General features: G+C 66.4%; 6 protein-coding genes. 4 read left to right on the forward strand and 2 right to left on the reverse strand.

The genetic code is table 11. The features are described from left to right. Positions 1-460, forward strand: a 460-nt coding sequence (locus DBR34_RS10095) for a GNAT family N-acetyltransferase (RefSeq protein WP_128096692.1), incomplete at its 5' end; no start/stop codon positions are given. 12 nt (positions 461-472) lie between these two features. After that, entirely contained in the window at positions 473-1,024 is a 552-nt protein-coding gene (locus DBR34_RS10100) for a GNAT family protein (RefSeq protein ID WP_128096693.1), read from the forward strand. Between the two features lie 145 nt (positions 1,025-1,169). Here the strand turns inward: DBR34_RS10100 and DBR34_RS10105 are convergent, their stop codons facing one another. Together DBR34_RS10105 and DBR34_RS10110 are read right to left on the reverse strand one after the other, a co-directional pair. Next, complete coding sequence (locus tag DBR34_RS10105) at positions 1,170-2,291, reverse strand: inorganic phosphate transporter (RefSeq protein WP_038689173.1); 1,122 nt, start codon at positions 2,289-2,291, stop codon at positions 1,170-1,172. A 13-nt stretch (positions 2,292-2,304) separates the two neighbouring features. Further along, positions 2,305-2,931 carry a DUF47 family protein gene (locus DBR34_RS10110; protein WP_038689176.1) on the reverse strand — a complete coding sequence of 209 codons (627 nt, stop codon included), beginning with the start codon at positions 2,929-2,931 and terminating at the stop codon, positions 2,305-2,307. A 282-nt stretch (positions 2,932-3,213) separates the two neighbouring features. Between DBR34_RS10110 and DBR34_RS10115 the strand changes: the two genes are divergently transcribed. Both DBR34_RS10115 and DBR34_RS22590 read left to right on the forward strand, forming a co-directional pair. Then, the gene (locus DBR34_RS10115; RefSeq protein WP_128096694.1) at positions 3,214-4,524 is read left to right on the forward strand and encodes a hemolysin family protein; all 1,311 of its coding nucleotides are present in this window, start codon (positions 3,214-3,216) and stop codon (positions 4,522-4,524) included. Further along, the coding region (locus DBR34_RS22590) for an exopolysaccharide biosynthesis protein (RefSeq protein WP_258223799.1) at positions 4,508-4,759 on the forward strand (252 nt) is incomplete at its 3' end. The genes DBR34_RS10115 and DBR34_RS22590, both read left to right, overlap by 17 nt.

Here is a 4,759-nt window from a genome sequence, read left to right on the forward strand (position 1 = left end):
GATGACCGGTATCCGCGCCGCCCTGCCCGCCGACTACGACGCCATCACCGACCTGTGGGAAGCGTCGGTGCGGGCCACGCACGACTTCCTGCCCGAACACGCCATCCAGACGCTGCGACCGCTGATCCGCGAGGTCTACCTGGCGGCGGTGGACCTGCATGTGCATGGCGATGCGCACGGCGGGATAGACGGATTCGTCGGGGTTGCCGAAGGGCGGATTGAAATGCTGTTCATCCACCCGCAGCGGCGCGGCGGTGGCATCGGCAAACACCTGCTGCGCCATGCCATCCAGACGCTCGGTGCCACCGCACTGGACGTCAACGAACAGAACCCGCAGGCGGTCGGCTTCTACCAGCACCAGGGCTTCGTGGTCACCGGGCGCTCGCCGCTGGATGGCCAGGGTCAGCCGTATCCCTTGCTGCACATGGCGCTGCCCGGCGCGGCCCGCCCTTCCACCTGATCGAGTGTTCCCATGTATTTCGACCCGACCCTGCAGCTCAACAGCGCGCGCCTGGTACTGAGCCCGATCCGCGCCGCCGACGGTGCGGCCCTGTTCGCCATCCAGTCCGACCCGGCGGTGATGCGCTACTGGAACCACCCCGCCTGGACCGACATCAAACAGGCCTACGCGCAGATCCTGGACGACCTGACGGCGATGCGCGCCGGCACCCAGCTCAAGCTGGGCATCCGCGAACACGCCGACGCACCGTTGCTCGGCATCTGCGTGGTGTTTGCGATCGATGCCGAGTCACGTCGCGCCGAGATCGGCTACCACCTGGCGCCGGATGCACAGGGCAAGGGCTACATGCGCGAAGCGCTGCAGTGCTTCATCGACCACCTGCTGGACGACCGTGGCCTGCGCCGGCTGGAAGCCGAGATCGACCCGCGCAACGTGCCCTCGGCCCGCGTGCTGGAGCGGATCGGGTTCCAGCGCGAAGGGCTGCTGCGCGAGCGCTGGTGCGTGGGCGGAGAGCTGTCCGACTCGGCGTTGTACGGGCTGCTGGCACGGGACCGTAGCGCCTGACCGCTGCGCTGCGCGGGCGGGCGGGCGCGACCCTGCCTGCGTCCTATTGAAAAACCCGCCTTTTGGGCGGGTTTTTCGTGGCAGCCGGGCAGCCGGGCAGCCGGGAAGCTTGGCAGCCGGGCAGAGCCCGGCTCTACCGGGAGGCTTACGCCCAGCCGAACAGTTCGAACAGGCGCAGGATCAGGTACGCGCAGCCGCCCGCCGCCGGGATCGTGAGGATCCAGGCCCAGACGATGCGCTCGATCACGCCAAAGCGCAGCGAACGCGGGTTCTTGGCGTAGCCCACGCCCATGATCGCGGTGGAGATGCTGTGCGTGGTCGAGACCGGCATGCCGAAATGCGCCGCCAGGGTCAGGATCGTGGCCGAGCTGGTCTCGGCGGCGAAGCCGTGGATCGGGTGCAGCTTGACCATCTTGTGACCCAGGGTCTTGATGATCTTCCAGCCACCCGACGCCGTACCGGCGGCCATCACCACCGCGCAGGTCAACACGATCCACATGGCGATGCCGTCACCGGCACTGGCCTGCGGATGCATGAAGGCCAGCCACGACGGCAGGTCGTTCAGCGCACCGGTCGCTTCGGCGCCGATCAGGGTCATGGCGATGATGCCCATGGTCTTCTGCGCGTCGTTGTGGCCGTGGGCGAAGCCCATGTAGGCCGCCGACACGATCTGGGCCTTGCCGAAGAACGCATTGACGATGCGCGGACGCGCCAGGCGCCCGAGCCAACCACCGGCCTTGGCCATGCCGGCGATGATCGCCCAGAGCAGCAGCATCACCACGATGCCCAGCAGGAAGCCGGCCACCGGCGAGGTGATCATCGGCAGGAACACCTTCCACAGCAGGCCCTTGTTCTGGGCCCAGGTGCCGATCCGCTCGGACCAGATCAACGCGTCCCAGTTGTTGTGGGCCGCGGCCAAGCCGGCGCCGCACAGGCCGCCGATCAGGGCGTGCGAGGACGACGAGGGCAGGCCCTTCCACCAGGTGATCAGGTTCCAGATGATGCCGCCCAGCAGCGCGCACAGGATCACCTGCGGGGTCACATCGACCACGTTGGTGTTGAGCAGGCCCGAGGCGATGGTCAGCGCCACGGCGGTGCCGGTCAGGGCGCCGATGAGGTTCATGAAGGCCGCGAGCATCACCGCCCAACCGGGCGAGAGCACTTTGGTCGCCACCACGGTGGCGATGGAGTTGGCGGTATCGTGGAAGCCGTTGATGAACTCGAAGACGAGCGCGGCCAGGATCACCACCAGAACAAGGGTCAGCATGCTGTGGCGTCCGTCAGCTGTTCTTCAGCACGATCTGGTACGCCACCACACCGGCCTCGCGGCAACGGTCGATGGCTTTTTCCAGGATCTCGAAGAACTCCTTGAGCAGGAACATCTGCAGGTTGTCCAGGCGGCCGGAGTAGATGTCGCGGTACAGCTCGAGCATCAGGCGGTCGGCTTCATTCTCCAGCGAGCGCAGCTTCTCGTTGAGCGCGGTCATCCGGTCCAGGTTCATGTGGCGCAGGTCGTTGACCATCTCCACCACCACGCTGGCGGCCTGCTCGAGCATCGCCGCGCGCGGCGCGAAATCGATGTGCTCCAGGTGGGCGGTGGCCAGCGAGTAGCGGTCGGCGAACTTCTCGACCTGTTTGGGAATCTTGTACAGGGCCGAGCCCAGCGCTTCGATGTCCTCGCGCTCGATCGGGGTCATGAAGCTGTCCACCAGGGCCTGGCTGATCTTGTCCGAGGCGGCACGTTCGCGCAGGCGGGCCAGCTTGAAGGCGTCCAGCGCCGGCTGGCGGTCCGAATCGCGCAGCATGGCGTGCAGCGCCTTGGCGCTGTCCTGGGCGGCCTGGGCAGCCTCGTCCAGCAGGGTGTAGAACTGTTTGCCGGAGCCGAAAATGGTCTGCAGAGAGAACATTGAGAAACCTATTCGCCGTCGAGGAAGGACGGCACCGGGCGGAATTATGACGGTTTGATGTCCATTCCGGGTACTCCCCCCTGTCTTCACGCCGCCAAGGGCCTGGCTGAACGACTCTGTTTGCTTCCCTGCCCCGGCCTTTTGTTAAGATGCGCGGGCGCCTTCGGGCGCACTCTATGGACGACGACCCTTACCCCCCGCCGCACCGCCGCGCTCACGCGCCCTACGGTAGCCGCCATCGCTTGAACACGCCCTCCCTGCCACCAACCGGGGACGACGCCCGTGTTTGAACTGATTATTGTCCTGGCCCTGATCCTGCTCAACGGCTTCTTCGCCATGTCCGAGATGTCGGTCATGACCTCGCGCAAGAGCCGCCTCAAGCAGATGGCCGGCACCAGCAAGCGCGCCGCACGCGCGCTGGAACTGTCTGAAAAGCCCGAAAGCTTCCTGTCCACGGTGCAGATCGGGATCACCCTGATCGGCATCCTGACCGGTGTGTTCGGCGGCGAGGCGATCGGCCTGGCCATCGCCGAGTGGCTGCACAGCGTTTTCCCCGCCTTTGCCTATGCCAGTGAAGTAGGCAAGGCACTGGCCGTGGCGCTGATCACCTTCCTGACGCTGATCTTCGGCGAACTGGTGCCCAAGCGGCTGGCGATCACCCGCTCGGAGGACATCGCCGGGCTGGTCGCCTGGCCGATGGGCTGGCTGTCGCGGATCGCCTTCCCGGCGGTGTGGCTGCTGTCACACAGCACCCGGCTGGTGCTGCGGGTGCTGGGTCTGGGCAAGGACGAGGCCGCATCGGTGACGGAAGAAGAGATCCGCATGCTGGTGGCCGAAAGCCACGAGGCCGGCGTCATCGACGCGCACGAGCGCGACATGATGAACCGGGTGATGCGCCTGGGCGACCGCACCGCCGACAGCCTGATGACCCCGCGCAACCGGATCGCCTGGCTGGACACCGTGGCCGACCCGGAGAAGAACATCGCCACGATGCGCGAGAACGAGTTCTCGCGGTACCCGGTGTACCGGGACAACGACCAGGACATCGTGGGCGTGCTGGAAGTGAAAAGCCTGGTGACGCGCCTGGTGCGCGATGACCATTCGCTGTTCCAGCAGCTGCGCGAGCCGCTGTATGTGTCCGAATCCACCCATGCGATGAAGCTGCTGGAGATCTTCCGCGAGGAACAGCAGTCGATGGCGCTGGTGGTGGACGAATACGGCGAGATCCAGGGCCTGGTCACCATCAGCGACCTGATGGGCGCGGTCGTTGGCCGCCTGCAGTCGGTGGAGAACGTGGACGAGGACGCCCTGGTGGTGACCCGCGAGGACGGCTCCTACCTGGTGGACGGTTCGCTGTCGATCGAAGACCTGCGCGAACTGATGGGCAATGCCGAACTGCCCGATGCCGAAGACGGCGACTACTACACGCTGGCCGGCATGTGCATCCACTTCTTCGGGCGCATTCCGCACGCGGGCGAGTATTTCGACTGGGCCGGCTGGCGCATCGAGATCGTCGACCTGGACGGTGCGCGGGTGGACAAGCTGCTGCTGCGCACGCTGTCCGAAGAAGAGACCGATGAACTCACCGGCTGATCCAACGCCGCCGGACGCGGGGCGGCCGGCGTACCGCAACGAAGGCATCCGCACGTTGCTGGCGATGTTCGACCACGGCGACCCGGAAGAGCGGCTGCTGCTGGGCAACATCCTGCAGGACCTGCAGCAGAGCGCGTTCGGTGTGTTCCTGTTCGTGGCGATCCTGCCGGCCTTCATCCCGATCCCCGGCGTGGGCGGCGCGGTGAGTGGCCCGCTGATCCTGCTGATCGGCGGG

This window comes from Stenotrophomonas sp. HMWF003 (assembly GCF_003061285.1).
Lineage (GTDB): Bacteria > Pseudomonadota > Gammaproteobacteria > Xanthomonadales > Xanthomonadaceae > Stenotrophomonas > Stenotrophomonas maltophilia_AP.

Bases quoted from the DNA above. Each gene is read 5' to 3' on its own strand.
- DBR34_RS10100 (WP_128096693.1), top strand. From the start codon at position 473: ATGTATTTCGACCCGACCCTGCAGCTCAACAGCGCGCGCCTGGTACTG.
- DBR34_RS10105 (WP_038689173.1), bottom strand. From the start codon at position 2,291: ATGCTGACCCTTGTTCTGGTGGTGATCCTGGCCGCGCTCGTCTTCGAG.
- DBR34_RS10110 (WP_038689176.1), bottom strand. From the start codon at position 2,931: ATGTTCTCTCTGCAGACCATTTTCGGCTCCGGCAAACAGTTCTACACC.